This window comes from Blautia sp. ZXY-1-C6 (assembly GCF_056339875.1).
The window spans coordinates 17,053-36,496 of sequence record NZ_JBWJVQ010000145.1; the positions used below are offsets into that span (position 1 = coordinate 17,053).

Genomic DNA, 19,444 nt, shown 5'->3' on the forward strand with positions numbered 1-19,444 from the left:
AAAAAGGAGCGGCAGAGGACATGGGAAATGAATTTAAAGATTTTGAAATGGAAACACCATCATTAACACTGGAGCCGGATCTTGGAGAGCTTGAAAAGAAAGAAGAAGTGCTCCCCAAAAAGCAGCTACAGAAGGAAGAAGTGCCTGTACTGACACCGGAAGAACAGAAAATGGTAAATGATTTTGCTGCAAAGATTGATATTGAGAATACTAATCAGATTCTTCAGTATGGTGCAGGAACCCAGAAAAAAATGGCGGACTTTTCTGATACAGCTCTTGAGAATGTAAAGACACAGGATCTGGGTGAGATTGGAGAACTGATCAGTAATGTTGTGGGAGAACTGAAAGATTTCGATGTACAGGAGGAGGGAAAATTCTTTGGATTTTTCAGAAAGCAGACTTCTAAGATTGAAAATCTGAAAAACAAATATGACAAAGCACAAGCCAATGTGGAGAAGATCACAGATTCTCTTCAGCAACATCAGGTGCGCCTTATGAAAGATTCTGCTATGCTGGACAAGATGTATGAACAGAACCTGAATTATTTTAAAGAACTTACCATGTATATCCTTGCCGGAAAAAAGAAACTGGAAGAAACCAGAAACGGAAAGCTTGCAGAAATGAAAAATAAGGCAGCTCTGAGCGGGCTTCCCGAAGACGCGCAGGCAGCCAGAGACCTGGATGAGAAATGTAGCAGATTTGAAAAGAAACTGCATGATCTGGAACTTACCCGTACGATTGCCATGCAGACAGCGCCTCAGATCCGGCTGATCCAGAATAATGATACGGTAATGGTTGAGAAAATACAGACAACGATCGTAAACACAATTCCATTATGGAAAAGTCAGATGGTGCTTGCTCTGGGAATTGCTCACTCTGCAGAAGCGGCACAGGCACAGAGACAGGTAACAGATATTACCAATGAACTTCTCAGAAAGAATGCAGAGACACTTCATATGGCAACGGTTGAGACAGCGAAGGAATCAGAGCGTGGAATAGTTGACCTTGAAACACTCCAGAAGACAAATGCAGATTTGATCCAGACTCTGGATGATGTGATGCGGATCCAGATGGAAGGCCGTCAGAAGAGACAGGCAGCAGAGATGGAAATGCATCGCATGGAAGAAGAACTGAAGAGAAAACTTCTGGAAATCAGATAACTGTTCAGCAGTAATTTATGGAATTGCTATAAATGAGAGAAGAGGAAAATTATGTACAGAGATCATACAAAAGTGATTCAGATCGGAGACAGAAAGATTGGCGGCGGCAACCCGATTTTAATCCAGTCCATGACAAATACAAAAACTGAAGATGTAGAACAGACAGTAGCTCAGATCCTGGCACTGGAGCAGGCTGGCTGTGATATTATCCGTTGTGCAGTACCGACTATGGAAGCTGCAAAAGCACTGAAGGAAATCAAAAAACAGATTCATATACCACTTGTGGCAGATATCCATTTTGATTATCGTCTTGCTATTGCAGCCATGGAAAACGGTGCAGATAAGATCCGGATCAATCCCGGAAATATCGGCAGTACAGAGCGAATCAAAGCAGTGGTTGATGTGGCAAAGGAGCGAGGAATACCCATTCGTGTTGGTGTAAACAGCGGTTCTCTTGAGAAAGAACTTGTGGAGAAATATCATGGAGTCACTGCAGAGGGACTGGTGGAGAGTGCGTTGGATAAAGTTCATATTATCGAAGACCTGGGATATGACAATCTGGTGATCAGCATCAAATCTTCGGATGTCCTTATGTGTGCAAAGGCTCATGAACTGATCGCGGAGAAGACGAATTATCCACTTCATGTAGGAATCACAGAAGCCGGAACTCTTTATTCCGGAAACATTAAATCTGCTATCGGACTGGGGATTATCCTGAATCAGGGAATCGGTGACACCATTCGTGTCTCTCTTACAGGAGCACCTTTAGAAGAGATTAAATCCGCAAAACGTATCCTGAAAACTCTGGGGCTTCGCAAAGGTGGCATAGAGGTTGTGTCATGTCCAACCTGTGGACGCACACAGATCGATCTGATCGGTCTTGCAAATAAGGTAGAAACCATGGTGCAGGATATCCCGCATGATATTAAAGTAGCAGTTATGGGCTGTGTGGTAAACGGACCCGGAGAAGCAAAAGAGGCAGATATCGGAATTGCAGGCGGAGTTGGTGTGGGACTTCTGATCAAACATGGTGAGATCATAAAGAAAGTTCCGGAAGATCAGCTTTTGGATACGTTGCGGGAAGAACTTCTGAACTGGAAGTAACATTTGGAACGAAGACTTCCTGTCAGATCAACGAGGAGATTTTATTTTGGAAAAAGACTTTTTTGACGTATTTCCCAGCTTAAAAGTGAAGAAAGAACTGGAAGAACTGCTGGACATGGTTTTTGTGACCAGAGTGTCCTGCAATCCTTCCAGAACTCATATATGGGTGTATATAAAAAGTGAACGCTGGATTCATAAGAAGCATATCTTTGAACTGGAAGAACAGATAGAGAGACAGATTTTTGCAGGACTGAATGTAACAGTTACAGTTATTGAGAAATTCCGCCTTTCCGGTCAGTACAATCCTCAGAACTTTCTGGAAACTTACAGATCCAGCATGGAACTGGAACTGCGCAGCTACAATATGCTGGAATACAATATGTTCAGACAGGCGCAGATTTCTTTTCCCGGAGAAAATGATCTTCATATGATCCTTCCTGATTCTGTAATAGCCAGAGAAAAGAGCGGGATCCTGATCGAATATCTGCAGAAGGTTTTCTGCGAAAGATGCGGAATGGACTTAAAGGTGGAACTTGAGTTCAGGGAGACGCAGGAAAGTAAGTACCGTAAGAATGCAGCAGTGCAGATCGCTCAGGAAGTGGAAAATGTAATCCGTCATGCGAAATTAAACAGTAAGAATGAAGAGCCGGCTCAGTCTGAAGAAGCAGGAACAGCAGAGAAGAAAGCAGAGAAAAAGACTGATAAGGGACAGCAGGAAAAGAAGGACAAAAAAGCTGCATTTGCAGACCGCAAAGACAACAGGAAGGGAGATTTCCGGGGTGGATTCAGAAGGGACAGCAATCCGGATGTTATCTATGGAAGAGATTTCGAAGGAGAGCCTGTTGCACTTGAGACGATTACCGGTGAGATGGGTGAGGTGATCGTCCGCGGACAGGTTATGGAGGTTGAAGCCAGAGAAATCCGTAATGAAAAAACAATTCTTATCTTCCCGATCACAGACTTTACGGACAGTATTGTTGTGAAGATGTTTTTGCGCAATGAACAGGTGCCGGAAGTGACAGAACATGTAAAGAAGGGGGCTTTTCTGAAGTTTCGCGGTGTGACAACAGTAGACCGTTTTGACAGTGAACTGACTATTGCATCCATAGCCGGGATTAAGAAAATTGCCAATTTTACAACTGCCAGAGTAGATACCAGCCCACAGAAAAGAGTAGAGCTTCACTGTCATACAAAGATGAGCGATATGGATGGGGTTACGGATGCCAAATCTCTGGTGAAACGTGCTTATGAGTGGGGACATCCTGCCATTGCCATTACAGACCATGGGGTTGTACAGGCGTTTCCGGAGGCAAATCACTGTTTCGATGCCTGGGGCGGATGTGTGCCGAAGGATTCTGATTTTAAGGTTCTTTATGGAATGGAAGGCTATCTGGTAGATGATTTAAAAGGTATGGTGACCAATGGAAAAGGTCAGAAGCTGAACGGTAGATTTGTGGTCTTTGATATTGAGACAACAGGTTTTTCTTCGCTGACCTGTCAGATCATAGAGATTGGCGCCGTACTGGTAGAAAATGGTGAGATTACGGACCGTTTTTCCACATTTGTAAATCCAAAGGTACCGATTCCTTTTCGCATTGAACAGCTGACCAGTATCAATGACAGTATGGTCATGGATGCCCCGACTATCGAAGAAGTGCTTCCGAAATTCCTTGAATTCAGCAAGGATGCGGTTATGGTTGCACACAATGCGGACTTTGATATGGGATTTATTATGAAAAACTGTGACAGACTGGGAATCGCACATGATTTTACTTATGTAGATACGGTCGGTATGGCCCGTTTCCTGCTTCCTGCATTGAACAGATTTAAGCTGGATACGGTAGCAAAAGCAATTGGGGTTTCACTGGAAAATCATCACCGGGCAGTAGATGATGCCGCATGTACTGCAGAGATTTTTGTGAAGTTTGTAAAGATGCTGGAAGAGCGTGATATCCGGGATGTGGATATGCTGAATGAGCAGGGAGCTGTTTCTGTAAATACTATCAGGAAACTGCCGACCTACCATGTGATCATTTTTGCCAGAAATGAGACAGGGCGCATTAATCTGTATAAATTAGTGAGTCAGTCGCACCTGAAGTATTATCACAGACGTCCACGTGTTCCCAAAAGTGTGCTGGAGCAGTACAGAGACGGACTTCTGGTGGGAAGTGCCTGTGAAGCAGGGGAACTGTATCAGGCAATTCTGAGAAATGCACCGGATACTGAGATAGCCAGACTGGTAAATTTCTATGATTATCTGGAGATCCAGCCTGTTGGAAATAACAGATTTATGATAGCAGATGATAAGCATGATATGATCAGTTCCGAAGAAGACCTGAAGGAGATAAACAGGAAGATCGTTAAGCTTGGAGAGCAGTTTAAGAAACCGGTAGTTGCAACCTGTGATGTGCATTTCATGGATCCACAGGATGAGATTTACAGAAGAATCATTATGGCCGGAAACGGATTCTCAGATGCAGATGAGCAGGCACCGCTGTATTTACGTACCACAGAGGAAATGCTGGAAGAATTTGCCTATCTGGGAAGCGAGAAAGCAGAAGAAGTTGTCATTACAAATACAAATAAGATCGCAGATATGATTGAGAAGATATCACCTATTCATCCGGACAAATTCCCGCCGGTCATTGAGAATTCCGACGCAGGATCTGAAGAATATCTGTTTTACAAAAGCGCATGAAATGTATGGAGATCCATTGCCGGAGATTGTGGAAAGCAGGCTTGACAGGGAACTGAATTCAATCATTTCCAATGGGTATGCCGTAATGTATATCATTGCACAGAAGCTTGTATGGAAGTCAAATGAAGATGGTTACCTGGTAGGTTCGCGAGGTTCTGTAGGATCTTCTCTGGCAGCTACCATGTCCGGTATCACAGAGGTAAATCCTCTGCCGCCTCATTATCTCTGTCCTAATCCGGACTGCAAATACAGTGATTTTGATTCACCGGAAGTAAAGCAGTATGCAGGTATGGCGGGATGTGATATGCCGGATAAGATTTGTCCGAAATGTGGAACCAGGATGAAAAAAGAAGGGTTTGACATTCCTTTTGAGACATTCCTTGGATTCAAGGGAGATAAGGAACCGGATATTGACCTTAACTTTTCAGGAGAGTATCAGGCTAATGCACACAGATATACAGAGGTTATTTTTGGTAAGGGGCAGACATTCAAGGCAGGGACTATCGGTACGCTTGCGGAGAAAACTGCATTTGGTTATGTGAAGAATTATTTTGAAGAGCGTGGTGTGCATAAACGTTACTGTGAGATCAACCGCATCGTACAGGGATGTACAGGCGTGCGGCGTACAACAGGACAGCATCCGGGAGGCATTATCGTACTTCCTGTAGGTGAGGAGATTGAGAAATTTACTCCTGTCCAGCACCCTGCGAATGATGTGAACAGTGACATTATCACCACACATTTTGATTATCATTCTATTGACGGAAACCTGCTGAAGCTTGATATACTTGGACACGATGATCCCACTATGATCCGAATGCTGGAGGATTTAACGGGAATCAGTGCCAGGGATGTCCCCCTGGATCAGAGGGATGTCATGTCATTGTTTGCAAGTACAAAGGCTTTGAAAATTGAACCGGAAGATATTGGCGGATGTAAGCTCGGATGTCTGGGAATCCCGGAATTTGGTACAGATTTCGCCATGCAGATGCTTATTGACACCAAGCCGAAATACTTCTCTGACCTGATCCGTATTGCAGGGCTTTCTCATGGTACGGATGTATGGCTGGGTAATGCCCAGGTGCTGATCCAGGAGGGTAAGGCAACCATTTCCACAGCTATCTGTACCCGAGACGATATTATGATCTACCTTATCGGAAAAGGAGTGGAAAGTGGCCTTGCGTTTACGATCATGGAGAGCGTCCGTAAGGGAAAAGGTCTTCGTGACGAGTGGATCGAGACCATGAAAGAGCATGGAGTTCCGGACTGGTATATCTGGTCCTGTAAGCTGATCAAGTATATGTTCCCGAAGGCCCACGCAGCAGCATACGTTATGATGGCATACAGAATTGCGTGGTATAAGGTGTTTCAGCCACTGGCATACTATGCGGCATATTTTAGTATCCGCGCCACAGCGTTCTCCTATGAGCTGATGTGTATGGGAAAGGAACGCCTGGAGTATTATATGGCAGAAATTCGCAAAAAAGGTGATTCAGCATCTAAAAAAGAACTGGATACCCTGAAGGATATGCGTATTGTACAGGAAATGTACGCACGTGGATTTGAATTTGTACCGATTGATCTTTATACTGCCAAGGCACAGAGATTTCAGATCGTGGATGGGAAACTGATGCCGTCACTTGCAACTATTGACGGACTGGGAGATAAGGCGGCAGATGCAGTGGTTGATGCTGCAAAACAGGGAAAATTCTTGTCAAAAGACGACTTCCGCGACAGAACAAAGGTCAGCAAAACGGTTATTGATCTGATGGATGATCTGAAATTATTCGGAGATATCCCGCAGTCGAACCAGATGTCATTATTTGACTTTACAGGATGAGCATAAATTCTGTGACCGCAAAGTGTGTTGCAGGGCATGGTGCAGACAGCAACATAAAATGCCCTGACATCATAATATATGATAACAGGAGATGGATATGAAGAAAGACGAACTTAGATATTTACAGAGACTTGCAGAAATTTATCCTACAATCGGAAAGGCATCTACGGAGATTATCAATCTTCAGTCAATCCTGAATCTGCCGAAGGGAACGGAACACTTTATGTCAGACCTTCATGGGGAGTATCAGGCGTTTTCACATGTGCTCAGAAATGGTTCCGGTGCAGTGAGAAAGAAGATTGATGATGTGTTTGGACATACATTAAGTAACAATGATAAGCGTTCTCTGGCAACTCTGATCTATTATCCGAAAGAGAAGATGGATCTTGTCAAAGATACGGAAGAAGATATGGAAAACTGGTATAAGATCACTCTCTACCGTCTTATTGAAATCTGTAAGACAACAGCCTCCAAATATACCAGATCCAAAGTACGAAAAGCTCTTCCTGCAGATTATGCCTATGTGATCGAAGAACTGATCACAGAGAAAGCGGAAGTTCTCGATAAAGAGGCATATTATGATTCTATTGTAAATACGATCATTGAGATTGGCAGTGCGGAGAATTTTATCATTGCGCTTGCAGAACTGATCCAGCGCCTGGTCGTAGATCATTTACATATTCTGGGTGATATTTATGACAGAGGTCCTGCACCGCATTTCATTATGGATCGTCTGATGCAGTATCACTCCCTGGATATTCAGTGGGGAAACCATGATGTTGTCTGGATGGGCGCGGCAGCAGGACAGAAAGCCTGTATTGCAACAGTGGTAAGAAACAGCATCCGTTACGGAAATCTGGATATTCTTGAGGATGGATACGGAATCAATATGCTGCCGTTGGCGACCTTTGTGATGGAGGCGTATAAGGATGATCCCTGCGAGATTTTTGCCATGAAAGGTGCTTCCAATTATAATGTTCTTGAGGAAGAACTGGGCAAAAAAATGCACAAGGCTATTGCTGTGATTCAGTTTAAATTAGAAGGTAAGCTGGTGCGCAGACATAAAGAATTCCAGATGGAAGACAGAGCACTTTTTCATCGGATCAATCCGGAAAAAGGGACGATCACACTGCCTGACGGAAAGGAATATCCGCTTCGCGACAATAATTTTCCGACTATTGACTGGAAACATCCATACGAACTTACAGCCGGAGAGAAAGAAGTTATGGACAAACTGTCCTCTGCATTCAGAAACTGTGAAAAACTGCAAAACCACATCCGTCTCCTACTTGACAAAGGCGGGCTTTATACAGTATATAACGGAAATCTTCTGTTTCATGGAAGCATTCCTCTGAATGAAGACGGAACATTCCGGGAAGTACAGATTTATGGAAAAAGCTACAAGGGAAAAGAACTGTACGATGTACTGGAAACCTATGTGCGCAGAGCATTCTATTCTGTAGGAAAAGAAGAACAGAAGAAGGGCAGAGATATTATGTGGTATATCTGGGCTGCTCCGAATTCACCATTGTTTGGCAAGAGCAAGATGAGTACTTTTGAAAGATATTTCATAGAGGATCCTTCTACACATGAAGAGAAGAAGAATGCTTATTACCGCCTCTGGGAGAATGAAGAAGTGGTAGATAATATGCTTCGTGAATTTGGGCTGGATCCGGAAAAGGGGCATATCATCAATGGTCATGTTCCGGTACATCAGAGCGAAGGAGAGAGCCCTGTAAAATGTGATGGAAAGGTTATCGTGATTGACGGTGGTTTTTCCAAGCCATATCAGAAAGTAACGGGAATTGCCGGATATACGCTGATCTATAATTCCTATGGACTGAATCTTACTGCTCATGAACCGTTTACGTCCAAAGCAGATGCTGTGGCAAGAGAGACTGATATTGTATCGAACCGCGTGGCAGTCAGCTACATGTCCAGACGCCAGCTTGTGGGTGATACAGATACAGGTCATGCGCTGAAAGAGAGAATACAGGAATTGATCCAGCTGCTGGATGCATACAGAACAGGTATCATCAAGGAAAAGAAATAAGATTAAAACTCTTTACTTCTAAATTTTCATTCTATATAATGGGAGTGTTGTGTGATATAACTGTTTTTACAGCAATTTGGCAGGATAAGAACTGTTATAGTGAAGGAAAACGTTATGAAACGGGCTATAGTAATCTTTTTAAATGGATTATCGAAGAGGATTATGATAAAAGTTGCCTGAAGATGATGAACAAAAGGAGAATACGATAATGGGTGGAATTTTTGGAGTAGCATCAAAGTCCAGTTGCATTCTGGACCTTTTCTTCGGAATTGATTATCATTCCCATCTGGGAACACGCAGAGGCGGAATGGCAGTGTATGATAAGAAACGTGGTTTTGACCGCGTGATTCATAACATTGAAAATGCGCCGTTCAGGACGAAATTTGATGGTGACATTGGTGAGATGGAGGGAAATCTGGGAATCGGATGTATTTCAGATAATGAACCTCAGCCACTTCTGGTGCGCTCTCATCTTGGCAACTTTGCAATTACCACAGTTGGAAAGATCAATAACATGGATGAACTGATTGCCAACTGTTTTAAAAACGGATGCACTCATTTTCTGGAAATGAGTGGAGGAAGCGTAAATCCCACAGAAATGGTAGCTGCACTGATCAATCAGAAAGACAACATGATTGAGGGAATCCGTTATGCGCAGGAAGCGATAGAAGGTTCTATGACCATGCTGATCCTGACACCAAAGGGGATTCTGGCAGCACGTGACCGTCTTGGAAGAACTCCGCTGATCGTGGGAAAGAAAGAAGATGCCTGTTGTGTATCTTTTGAGAGCTTTGCATATCTGAATCTTGGATATGAAGACCTGAAAGAACTGGGACCCGGAGAAATTGTTGCAGTGACTCCGGACGGTGTGGAAACCCTGCAGAAACCAGGGGAAGAGATGCGAATCTGTTCTTTCCTCTGGGTATATTATGGATATCCTACTTCTGCCTACGAGGGTGTGAATGTAGAAGAAATGCGTTATCATTGCGGTGATATGCTGGCCAAAAGAGACAGGGGAGAAGTAAATCCTGATATTGTAGCCGGTGTTCCGGATTCCGGTATTGCCCATGCAATCGGATATGCGAACCAGTCCGGTGTGCCTTTTGCCCGTCCGTTTATCAAATATACACCAACCTGGCCAAGATCATTTATGCCTACACAGCAGAGCCAGAGAAATCTTATCGCAAGAATGAAACTGATTCCTGTGCACCGTCTGATCAAGGATAAGAGCCTTCTTATGATTGATGATTCTATTGTGCGTGGAACACAGTTAAGAGAAACGACAGAATTTCTTTACAGAAATGGTGCAAAGGAAGTACATATCCGTCCGGCATGTCCGCCTTTACTTTATGGATGTAAATATCTGAATTTCTCACGTTCAAAATCAGAGATGGACCTGATCACAAGACGTGTGATAGCCAAACGTGAGGGAGAGAATGTCAGTGATAAAGTCCTGGCAGACTATGCAGATCCAAATTCAGCAAATTATAAAGAAATGCTGGAAGAAATCCGTAAGGAGCTGAATTTCACATCACTGAAATTCCACAGACTTGATGACCTGAAAGCTTCCATTGGAATTTCACCATGTAAACTCTGTACCTATTGCTGGGATGGAAAAGAATAAGGAGTCTGACCGTCGGATAGTAACGAACAAGAAACAGAAGAGGAGATGCAGATTTGTCGATAACAAACAATGGGAAACAGAAACGGAATAAAAAGAAAAAAAGACTTATAAAACTTCTGATAATTGTAATTATCCTGTTTATCCTGCTTATGCTGGCAGATACTCTGCTGCTCCAACACAGAAAGAACGTGGACAGAGAACAGAGAAAAGCAGAAGCGATCGCGGCACTGGAAAGAGTTCCCACTGTAACACCGACACCTGCAGCTACACCCACACCTACCCCAACGCCGATTCCTACGGTAACACCAACACCTGTACTGGAAAGGGCATATGTTTTTAACCCGGAGGACTATCTGGGAACCTGGCGCAGTGAGAATGGCAGGGTTAAGATTAAAATTAAAAAACTCAGCCAGAAATCGATCACATTCACTTATTGGCAGACAAATAAGAAAAAGACAGCCACCTGCAAGGCAAAAGTAAAGAAATCCGTCGCAGGAAATGCAACCAGATTCTCGTTTACAGACTCGCTGGGAAATGTAGCAAAGGGTTATCTTACCTTTGATAATGGTCGTCTTTATGTGAATATTAAGACAAAAACAAAAGCGGAGGGTGCAAAAGTCCATCCTTCTGTGGATACTGTTATGATAAAAGAATAAAAGATACAAAAAATATAAAAGGATTCAGTAACATAAACAGTTACAGGAATCCTTTTATATTTAAAAAAGTGATTTTACTTATTTATTCATCTCTTTTTTATCAGTGCGTCCTACCAGATAATCAACACTTATATCGTAATAATTTGCCAGTCTGATAAGCATTTCAACCGGTATATTGCGTGAACCTGTCTCATAGTGAGAGTAGGAACGTTGGCTGATGTGAAGAATTTCGCTGAGCTGTTTCTGTGACATGTCAGCATCTGTACGTAAATCCTGAATACGCTGAAATTTCATATAGTTCACCTCTCTGTTTTGTAGTGTACTCCCAAACATGATCTGTGAAAAGCCTTCGCAGATTATGTACTGAAAAAAGTATAAAACAGAACAAAATGAACGGTTGCAAAACAGAGCAAAATGGTCTATTATAAAAATAATCTTTTTTCTAATCTGATTTCTGAAATAATTTCCAATACAATTTAAGTGATGTAACTATTCAGTCGTCCGCTGTTTGGCGAGACATACAAGCCAAAATTCCATTGCCGCAGGCAATCTGGAATGAATTTTGGCTACGTTACTGTGAACGGAGTGAACAGTAACGAATTGTTATATATTTTTTGGTGAGCATAAATATCGGGGGAGATTTATGCCGGAAGAAAGGAGTTTATATTTGTTTGCAAGTGTATTATCAGCTGCAATTTTTGGGGTGGAAGTATGCCCTGTGCAGGTAGAAGCTGATGTAAGTAACGGACTTCCTTCCTTTATCATGGTAGGATTTCCTTCTGCGCAGGTAAAGGAAGCGCAGGAACGGGTACGCACAGCACTCAAGAATAATGGTTATCAGTTTCCACCAAAGAGAATTACCGTCAATTTTGCTCCTGCAGACATGAAGAAAGAGGGCGCCGGTTTTGATGTACCGGTGGCAGCAGCAGTGTTGGCTGCTTTTGAGATGATCAGCCCTCAGGTTGTCAGCAGAGTTATGATGGCAGGGGAGATCGGTCTGGACGGAGAAATCCATGGGATATCCGGAATCCTGCCGATTGTGTTGTGTGCAAGAAGTTTGGGCAGTCGTTTTTGCGTAGTTCCCTATGAGAATCTGAAAGAAGGAAGACTGATCAGGGATGTGCCGGTAGCAGGAGTAAAAAATTTATGGGAACTGGTCGAGTGTCTTAAGAATCCGGAACCCTATCTGAAGAGGGAAATACAGGAAGAAATTCCTTCTATTATAAATACAGATATGGGAATGGATTTTTCAGACATTGAAGGACAGGAAGGAGCAAAAAGAGCGGCGGAAATTGCAGTAAGCGGATTTCACAATCTTCTCCTTATCGGACCTCCGGGAACGGGCAAAACCATGCTTGCCAGAAGACTGCCGACGATCATGCCTGGGCTTGGCTTTGAAGAAAAGCTGGAGCTTACCAGAATTTACAGTATTGCAGGACTTCTTTCAAGAGAACATCCTCTGATCGATGAGAGACCATTTCGCAGCCCTCATCATACAAGTACTCCGCAGGCAATTGCAGGAGGCGGGCGTAATCCCAGACCCGGCGAAATCACTCTTGCGCATAAAGGTGTACTCTTTCTGGATGAAATGCCGGAATTTTCCAGAGCAAGTCTGGAACTTCTGCGACAGCCCATGGAGGATAAAGTGATCCAGATAGCCAGAGCAAGCGGAACTTACAACTTTCCGGCGGATTTTATGTTATGTGCAGCGATGAACCCCTGTCCCTGCGGTTATTATCCGGATTTAAACAGATGCACCTGTACAGCAGGTGAGATCACACATTATATGGGAAAGATCAGTCGCCCTCTTCTGGACAGAATTGATATCAGCACTGAGGTACCGCCGGTTTCTTTTTCACAGCTTCACTGTGGAAGAAAGGGAGAAAATTCCGCTGCTATCAGAAAAAGAGTGGAAAAAGTACAGAAGATCCAGGAAGAACGGTATAAAGATGAGAAAATAAATTTTAACGGGCAGCTGAAGAGCAGTCTGATCGATAAATTCTGCCCTCTTACAGACAGCGCATCCCGACTTCTGGCAAGAGCCTTTGAAAAAATCGCATTCAGTGCCAGATCCTATCACAGGATTCTGAAGGTAGCCAGAACAATTGCGGATATGGAAGGGGAAGAAATGATTGCCGGTCATCATATCGGAGAAGCACTTTCGTACAGGGCATTTGACAAAGATTCTGTCATAAAATAAAGGTCAGTGAGGTATTTTATATGGAAAGAACTGATGTGAAAAATAATCATACAGAAGAATACAGTACAGGTCAGATACGATGTATTGAGAAATCAGATCCGGAATATCCTCAGATAATGAAGCAGTATGCCTCCATGCCGGCAAAGCTTTATGTAAAAGGCAGACTTCCTGATCCTAAGAGAAGAACGGTGGCAGTGATCGGTGCCAGAATGTGCAGTCCTTATGGAAGGATGCAGGCATTCCGGTATGCGAAAGCGTTAAGTGTAGCTGGAGTCCAGATTATCAGCGGTATGGCACTTGGCATTGATTCAGAAGGACATAAAGGCGCACTGGAAGGAAAGATGCCTACATTTGCGGTGCTTGGAAGTGGTGTTGATGTATGCTATCCGAAATCTAACAGAAAACTCTATGAGAGGATCTTATGGGAAAATGGTGGGATCATCAGTGAATGTCCACTGGGTTCAGGACCTGTTTCCTGGCATTTCCCGGCGCGAAACCGGATCATTAGTGCTTTGTCAGACGCGGTTCTGGTAGTGGAAGCAAAAGAAAACAGCGGTTCGCTGATCACTGCGGGATTTGCACTGGAACAGGGAAAGATGGTCTATGCGATTCCGGGGGCAGTGACAGATGAACTCAGCAGAGGCTGCCATAAGCTGATCTACGACGGCGCAGGGATTGCATACTGTCCGGAAATTATGCTGGAAGAACTTGGAATTTCGATGGAAAAAGTAACACAAAACGGTGAAAAAAACAACTTGGGACTTGCAAGAGATTTGAATATGGTGTATAGTTGTCTCGATTTACGACCAAAAAATCCCGACTACATTGTGAGAAAAACAGGCTTTTCCCCGGCACAGGTAAGCAACTGTCTTGTGGAACTGACACTGCGGGGGCTCATAAGAGAGAGCGGGAGACATTATTATGTAAAAGACAGTTGACGATTTATGATTATTGTGCTTCACGTTTCTGCGGCGCAGGGCGATTTTCATATGTAACAATATCGCTGTCAGGCAATGTGCCCGTTCAGGGACACTGTGAAGAATAACAGATTACGACTAGGAGAGGTAGCATGGCGAAATATCTGGTGATAGTAGAATCACCTGCAAAAGTGAAAACAATAAAGAAATTTCTCGGTGCGAATTACGATGTGGAAGCTTCTAACGGACATGTCCGTGATTTCCCGAAGAGTCAGTTCGGAATTGATGTTGAGCATGATTTTGAACCCAAATATATAACGATCAGAGGAAAGGGAGAACTGCTTGCAAAGCTTCGCAAGGCTGCAAAGAAAGCAGATAAGATTTATCTTGCAACTGACCCTGACCGCGAGGGAGAGGCAATTTCCTGGCATCTGATGCAGGCATTAAAAGAAGATCCGAAGAAGATGCACAGGATTACCTTTAACGAGATTACCAAGACAGCAGTAAAATCATCAATCAAACAGGCCAGAGACCTGGATATGGATCTGGTAGATGCACAGCAGGCAAGACGTATGCTTGACCGTATGGTAGGTTATACCATCAGCCCGCTTCTCTGGGCAAAAGTCAAGAGAGGCTTAAGTGCGGGGCGCGTACAGTCTGTTGCGCTTCGTATCATCTGTGACAGAGAAGATGAGATCAATGCGTTTATTCCGGAAGAATACTGGAGCCTGGAGGGAGATTTTCAGGTGAAGGGTGAGAAGAAACCGCTGCAGGCGAAGTTTTATGGAACAGATAAAAAGATGGATATCCACAGCAAAGAGGAAATGGATAAACTTCTGGCCTCTCTGAAAGATAAAGAATATGAGATCAATGAAGTAAAGAAAGGCGAGAGGATCAAGAATGCACCGCTTCCCTTTACTACAAGTACCTTACAGCAGGAAGCAGCCAAGACCTTAAACTTTTCCACACAGAAGACAATGCGTCTGGCACAGCAGCTGTATGAAGGAATTGATATCAAAGGAAATGGAACGGTAGGTGTGATCTCTTATCTGCGTACAGATTCTACCCGAATCTCAGAGGAAGCAGATGCTGCGGCAAGAGAATATATCACTGCTCAGTACGGAGAGGATTATGTTTCAAAGTCTGAGAAAGCTGTGAAAAAGGGACAGAAGATTCAGGATGCTCACGAAGCGATCCGTCCTACAGACATCAGCCGTACACCGGCTGTACTGAAGGAATCTCTTTCAAGAGATCAGTTCAGACTGTATCAGCTTATCTGGAGACGTTTTGCGGCCAGCAGAATGGCTCCTGCAAAATACGAAACAACATCTGTAAAGATTGGTGCAGACCAGTATATTTTTACAGTCTCTGCCTCCAAGATCATATTTGACGGATTTATGTCTGTATACACAGATGAAGAGGACCAGAAAAAAGGAAATGTTCTGAATCAGAGTCTTGAAAGAGGAATGAAGCTTAGTCTTAAGGAACTGAAACCAGAACAGCATTTCACGCAGCCGCCTGCACATTATACAGAGGCATCTCTGGTCAAGACTATGGAAGAACTGGGGATCGGACGTCCAAGTACCTATGCGCCGACGATCACAACGATCATCAGCCGCCGTTATGTTGCAAAAGAACAGAAGAACCTGTATGTTACAGAGTTGGGGGAAGTTGTCAATAATATTATGAAACAGGCTTTCCCGAGTATTGTAGATGTAAACTTCACTGCGACTATGGAAGGGCTTCTGGACTGTGTGGCAGCAGGAACTGTAAAGTGGAAGACAGTAGTAAGCAACTTCTATCCGGATCTGAAGAAGGATGTAGATGCTGCAGAGGAAGAACTTGAAAAGGTTGATATTCAGGATGAAGTGACAGATGTGATCTGCGAAAACTGTGGCAGACATATGGTGATCAAATATGGTCCTCATGGACGATTCCTTGCATGTCCGGGATTTCCGGAATGCAAAAATACCAAACCATATTTTGAGAAGATCGGGGTGGCATGTCCGAAATGTGGAAAAGAGATTGTGCTTAAGAAAACCAAAAAAGGACGTAAGTACTACGGATGTGAGGATAATCCGGATTGTGATTTCATGTCCTGGCAGAAACCATCAGCAAAGAAATGCCCGAAATGTGGAAGCTATATGGTGGAAAAGGGGAATAAGCTTGTCTGCAGCCAGGAGACATGTGGATATGTAGAGGCAAAGGACGAGAAAGAATAATAACGGATTGTAAATGTTATAAATGGGACTGTTGCAGCAGTTGAAAATGAATTTCATTAATGCAACAGTTCCGTTTTTTGTCTTACAGTCAGTGACTTTCTGATTTTTTGTCTTCAATCCTTTGAATTTTTAATGATGATATTTATTGAATAATATTATAAAAGGAATCTATTTTCAGAAAAGCAAAAATAAATAAAAAAATAGTAAAATTTGTCTTGTAATTTGACTTTAAAACGTGTAAAATCAAAGTATCAGTAATGTTAATGACCATGTGTGTCTGAATCTTCCTTGCGAGCAAAAGAAAGTGACTGCTCATTTATGAAATAATGACAGAAAGATTTCGGATATGTACAGGGTGAAAGGAGGACAATATGAGTGTTCAGCTGCTGGATAGAACAAGAAAAATTAATAAACTTCTGCATAACAGCAGTTCCAGCAAAGTGGTATTTAATGACATCTGTCAGGTTCTGATGGAGACACTGAGTTCCAACATTCTGGTTCTCAGTAAAAAAGGAAAGGTTCTGGGTGTCAGTTTATGCCCGGGAGTAGAGGAGATCACTGAACTGATCGAGGACAAGGTTGGCGGATATGTAGATTCCCTGTTAAACGAGAGATTTCTGGGTGTCCTGTCAACAAAAGAGAATGTAAATCTTCAGACACTGGGATTTGAACATGTATCAAGCAGTTATCAGGGAATCATTAATCCGATAGATATTGCAGGGGAACGACTGGGTACTGTATTTATGTATCGTTATGAGAAACCATATGACATTGAAGATATTATTGTCAGTGAATATGGAACAACCGTTGTAGGGCTTGAGATGATGAGAGCGGTTCATGAAGAGAATGCTGAGGAGGACAGAAAGCAGCAGGTAGTGAAATCTGCGTTTAATACTTTATCTTTCTCCGAACTGGAGGCGATCATCCATATTTTTGATGAACTTGACGGAGATGAGGGAATCCTGGTTGCAAGTAAGATCGCAGACCGCGTGGGAATCACCAGATCTGTTATCGTAAACGCTTTGAGGAAGTTTGAAAGTGCCGGTGTGATTGAATCCAGATCTTCCGGTATGAAAGGAACCTACATTAAAGTGCTGAATGAAGTCATCTTTGATGAACTGGAAGAGATTAAAGCTCAGAGAAATAAGAAATCCTGATTCGTAAATAATGAATGCAAGAAGGCTGTCTGCTGTATGGTGGACGGTCTTTTTATTATGTTAAAGAAAATTACTCCGTAATATGCTTATAACATAATAAAGCTCTCCGGACTTGTTATGACAAAATTATTTGTAAATTAAGAAAACAAAAGAAAAAAAGAGTATATATAAGTAAAAAAGAGAATATAGATTATTTTATAATGATAAAAGCACTTGCGAAATCGACTCATTTTCAATAATATAAGGACAGTGATTAGCACTCGAAGTAAATGAGTGCTAGCAAAAATCGGCAGAATCAGACAGAGTGCCGAAATAGTTACCGGATATTTTGCGATAACGAAAAGAGTACGGTAACAGGAAAGCTTTAGTTGGAGAATAAAGGAGGATATAGATCATGACATTAGTACCTTTAGGTGACAGAGTTGTATTAAAACAGGTTGAAGCAGAAGAAACAACAAAATCCGGAATCGTTCTTCCGGGACAGGCACAGGAGAAACCACAGCAGGCAGAAGTTGTAGCTGTAGGACCTGGCGGAGTTGTTGACGGCAAAGAAGTAAAAATGGAAGTAGCTGTAGGTGATAAAGTTATCTACTCCAAATATTCAGGAACAGAAGTAAAGATGGATGGCACAGAATACATTATCGTAAAACAGAATGATATTCTTGCAATTGTTAAATAAGCAATATCAAAATAGAAAACATAAATGAAGATACTTATAAGATAATATTTACAGGATGTAACATGAAATACCGGCTAAGTATCAGAAAAAATTCATAGAGATCAAAATTTGAATCAGGAGGTCATATTATCATGGCAAAAGAAATTAAATTCGGCGCAGAAGCCAGAGCAGCTCTTGAAGCTGGTGTAAATAAATTAGCTGATACAGTAAGAGTAACATTAGGACCGAAAGGAAGAAACGTAGTTCTTGACAAACCATACGGTGCTCCGCTTATCACAAACGACGGTGTTACAATCGCAAAAGAAATCGAACTGGAAGACGGATTTGAAAACATGGGCGCACAGCTGATCAAAGAAGTTGCTTCCAAGACAAACGATGTAGCAGGTGATGGTACAACAACAGCTACTGTTCTTGCACAGGCTATGGTTCACGAAGGAATGAGAAACCTGGCAGCAGGCGCTAACCCGATCATCCTCAGAAAAGGAATGAAGAAAGCTACAGATGTAGCTGTAGAAGCAATCAAGAACATGAGCCAGACAATCAGCGGCAAGAAACAGATCGCAAACGTTGCATCTATTTCCGCAAGCGATGAGACTGTTGGACAGTTAGTAGCAGATGCTATGGAAAAAGTTTCCAAAGACGGCGTTATCACAGTAGAAGAATCCAAGACAATGCACACAGAACTTGACCTTGTAGAAGGTATGCAGTTCGATCGTGGATATGTATCCGCATATATGTCAACAGATATGGAAAAAATGGAAGCAAATCTGGAAGATCCATATATCCTGATCACAGACAAGAAGATCAGCAACATCCAGGAAATCCTTCCATTACTGGAGCAGATCGTAAAAGTTGGTGCGAAACTTCTTATCATTGCTGAAGATGTAGAGGGTGAAGCTCTTACAACTCTGATCGTAAACAAATTAAGAGGAACCTTCCAGGTAGTAGCTGTCAAAGCTCCGGGATATGGTGACAGAAGAAAAGAAATGCTTCAGGATATCGCAATCCTTACAGGCGGCCAGGTAATCTCCGAAGAAGTTGGTCTGGAACTGAAAGATGCAACTATGGAGCAGTTAGGACGTGCAAAATCTGTTAAAGTTGCAAAAGAGAACACAGTTATCGTTGACGGTATGG

General features: G+C 42.8%; 12 protein-coding genes and 1 pseudogene. 12 read left to right on the forward strand and 1 reads right to left on the reverse strand.

The features are described from left to right. The first annotated feature begins 20 nt into the window (after positions 1-20). The 6 genes and pseudogenes from AC075J_RS05995 to AC075J_RS06020 all read left to right on the forward strand — a co-directional run bounded on the left by AC075J_RS05995 (position 21) and on the right by AC075J_RS06020 (position 11,135). On the forward strand, positions 21-1,160 hold the full coding sequence (locus tag AC075J_RS05995; RefSeq protein WP_022381167.1) for a toxic anion resistance protein: 1,140 nt from the start codon (positions 21-23) through the stop codon (positions 1,158-1,160). 51 nt (positions 1,161-1,211) lie between these two features. Beyond that, positions 1,212-2,264, forward strand: a complete 1,053-nt coding sequence (ispG, locus tag AC075J_RS06000; RefSeq protein WP_173703093.1) for a flavodoxin-dependent (E)-4-hydroxy-3-methylbut-2-enyl-diphosphate synthase — start codon at positions 1,212-1,214, stop codon at positions 2,262-2,264. A gap of 46 nt (positions 2,265-2,310) precedes the next feature. After that, positions 2,311-6,802 (forward strand): annotated as a pseudogene (locus AC075J_RS06005) (PolC-type DNA polymerase III). Positions 6,803-6,899: 97 nt separating this feature from the next. Beyond that, the gene (locus AC075J_RS06010; RefSeq protein ID WP_195382600.1) at positions 6,900-8,855 is read left to right on the forward strand and encodes a fructose-1,6-bisphosphatase; all 1,956 of its coding nucleotides are present in this window, start codon (positions 6,900-6,902) and stop codon (positions 8,853-8,855) included. Positions 8,856-9,063: 208 nt separating this feature from the next. Then, complete coding sequence (locus tag AC075J_RS06015; protein ID WP_476390139.1) at positions 9,064-10,479, forward strand: amidophosphoribosyltransferase; 1,416 nt, start codon at positions 9,064-9,066, stop codon at positions 10,477-10,479. A gap of 53 nt (positions 10,480-10,532) precedes the next feature. Beyond that, positions 10,533-11,135, forward strand: coding sequence for a hypothetical protein (locus tag AC075J_RS06020; RefSeq protein ID WP_476390140.1), 603 nt, complete (start codon positions 10,533-10,535; stop codon positions 11,133-11,135). A gap of 78 nt (positions 11,136-11,213) precedes the next feature. Here AC075J_RS06020 and AC075J_RS06025 read toward each other — a convergent pair whose 3' ends face one another. After that, the gene (locus AC075J_RS06025) at positions 11,214-11,429 is read right to left on the reverse strand and encodes a helix-turn-helix domain-containing protein (RefSeq protein WP_020993399.1); all 216 of its coding nucleotides are present in this window, start codon (positions 11,427-11,429) and stop codon (positions 11,214-11,216) included. A 349-nt stretch (positions 11,430-11,778) separates the two neighbouring features. On the opposite strand from AC075J_RS06025, the gene AC075J_RS06030 reads away from it, so the two are divergent. From AC075J_RS06030 to groEL, 6 genes are all read left to right on the forward strand, one after another. After that, positions 11,779-13,335, forward strand: a complete 1,557-nt coding sequence (locus AC075J_RS06030) for a YifB family Mg chelatase-like AAA ATPase (RefSeq protein ID WP_227311325.1) — start codon at positions 11,779-11,781, stop codon at positions 13,333-13,335. 20 nt (positions 13,336-13,355) lie between these two features. After that, entirely contained in the window at positions 13,356-14,273 is a 918-nt protein-coding gene (dprA, locus tag AC075J_RS06035) for a DNA-processing protein DprA (RefSeq protein WP_022380743.1), read from the forward strand. A 131-nt stretch (positions 14,274-14,404) separates the two neighbouring features. After that, positions 14,405-16,474: a type I DNA topoisomerase gene (gene topA / locus AC075J_RS06040; RefSeq protein WP_008705704.1), complete on the forward strand. Its 2,070-nt coding sequence runs from the start codon at positions 14,405-14,407 to the stop codon at positions 16,472-16,474. 371 nt (positions 16,475-16,845) lie between these two features. After that, positions 16,846-17,631: a GTP-sensing pleiotropic transcriptional regulator CodY gene (gene codY, locus AC075J_RS06045; RefSeq protein WP_008705703.1), complete on the forward strand. Its 786-nt coding sequence runs from the start codon at positions 16,846-16,848 to the stop codon at positions 17,629-17,631. Positions 17,632-18,025: 394 nt separating this feature from the next. Further along, positions 18,026-18,310, forward strand: a complete 285-nt coding sequence (gene groES, locus AC075J_RS06050) for a co-chaperone GroES (protein WP_008705701.1) — start codon at positions 18,026-18,028, stop codon at positions 18,308-18,310. Positions 18,311-18,441: 131 nt separating this feature from the next. Continuing rightward, positions 18,442-19,444 (forward strand): chaperonin GroEL (gene groEL, locus AC075J_RS06055; RefSeq protein ID WP_476390141.1); only part of this gene is annotated, 1,003 nt, incomplete at its 3' end.